The 1591-nt window shown below is 75.2% G+C and carries 1 protein-coding gene and 1 pseudogene; one reads left to right on the top strand and one right to left on the bottom strand.

The features are described 5' to 3' along the window. Positions 1 to 192: pseudogene (locus tag C1I97_RS36885) on the bottom strand (hypothetical protein); the annotation flags it as partial. A 167-nt stretch (positions 193 to 359) separates the two neighbouring features. On the opposite strand from C1I97_RS36885, the gene C1I97_RS36880 reads away from it, so the two are divergent. After that, positions 360 to 1591: carboxylate--amine ligase (locus C1I97_RS36880; RefSeq protein ID WP_111007236.1), on the top strand; the 1232-nt coding region annotated here is incomplete at its 3' end.

The raw sequence follows: 1591 nt of genomic DNA, 5'->3' as shown, positions 1-1591 counted from the left end.
GGGTACGGCGGGGGCTGCCGGGGCGGTCACCGCCGGTGCCGCCGCCGGTGTCGGCACCGGAGCGTGAGCACCGGCGGCGCGCACCACCTCCACGCCCGCCGCCGGGCCGGCCGCCAGGGTGGCCAGCCCGGCGACCGCCGCCGCGCCCACGGCCAGCCGACGGACCCGGGCCCGCCTGTGCTCTGGGGTCATGCCTGCTCCTTTCTTCGCTCCGGTCCGTTCTTCCGTCATTTTTCACGGTATTGACGGACCGTCATATGAAGTCAGGCACAGGAAAGCGCATGGCGCCACCGCCGTCGCGGCTTTCGAGTGCCTCTCTCGCCCGCACGGGTGAGCCGATCCAAAAGAAGAGGAAATTCGTGCCGTTGCTCGACACCCGTGTCCCCGCGGTTCTGCTGCGGATCGACCGGAATCCCTTTCACCACGGAACGCTGGGCGCCGTGCGCTCGCTCGGCAGGGCGGGAGTGCAGGTGCACCTCGTCGCCGACACGGCGGAAAGCCCCGTCCACGCGTCGCGTTATGTGCGCGAGGCGCATCCCCCGCCGCTCCCGGGGGCGTCCGCCGACGACGTTCTCGCCGTGCTGCGCCGTGTGGCCGAACGGATCGCGCGTCCCGCCGTGCTGGTCCCGCTGGACGACGCGAGCGCCATCGCCGTGAGCCGGATGCGGGACGTACTCGCCCCCTCCTATCTGCTGCCCGAGATGCCGGGCGCCCTGCCCGAACGCGTCGCCGACAAGGCGGAGCTGGCCGCCGTGTGCGCCTTGGCGGACGTCCCGCACCCGATGACGCTGGTCCCGGACAGTCCGGCACGGGCCGCGGCGGACGCGCGCCGGCTCGGACTGCCGCTGGTGGCGAAGTGGAGCCGGCCCTGGCTGCTGCCCGCCGGCAGCGACCTGCGCAGCACGGTGCTGGTGCGCTCCGAGCGGCAGGCCCGGGAGCTGTACCTGCGCACCGAGGAGGCGGGCAGCCGGCTGCTGCTGCAGGCGTACCTGCCACCGGGACCGGACCGCGACTGGTTCTTCCACGGTTACGCCGACCGCTCGGGCACCGTGCGCGCGGGCGGGGCCGGCCGCAAGCAGCTGTCCTGGCCGCGCGGTGCGGGGCTGACCGCGGTGGGCCGCTGGACGGCCAACCCCGAGGTGCGGGCGCCGGCCGAGCGGCTCACCGGCGAGCTGGGCTACCGCGGCATCTTCGACCTGGACTTCCGCCGCTGCGGGGCGACGGGCCGCTATCACCTGCTCGACTTCAACCCGCGCCCCGGCGCCCAGTTCCGGCTCTTCGCGGACAGCGCGGAACTGGACGTCGTACGCGCCCTGCACCTGGACCTGACGGGCCGTGCCCTGCCGGACGGGGCCCCGAGGGTCGGGCGGGCGTTCGTGGTGGAGAACTACGCGCCGCTCGCCGCGCTGCGTACGGCGCCGGGCGGCCGCGAACTGGCCTGGTACGCCCGGGACGACCGCGCTCCCGGGTGGGCCATGTGGGGCCTGTGGTGCCGTCATGTGTCCCGTCGGCTGCGGCAGCGGCTGGGCTCCACGGCGGCGCTGCCGGCGCCGCGCCCGGCCCCCCGGGCGGCCCCCGGCTCCCCTTCCTC

The organism is Streptomyces sp. NTH33 (assembly GCF_003236365.1).
GTDB lineage: Bacteria > Actinomycetota > Actinomycetes > Streptomycetales > Streptomycetaceae > Streptomyces.
This window is presented reverse-complemented; position numbering and strand designations above follow the sequence as displayed.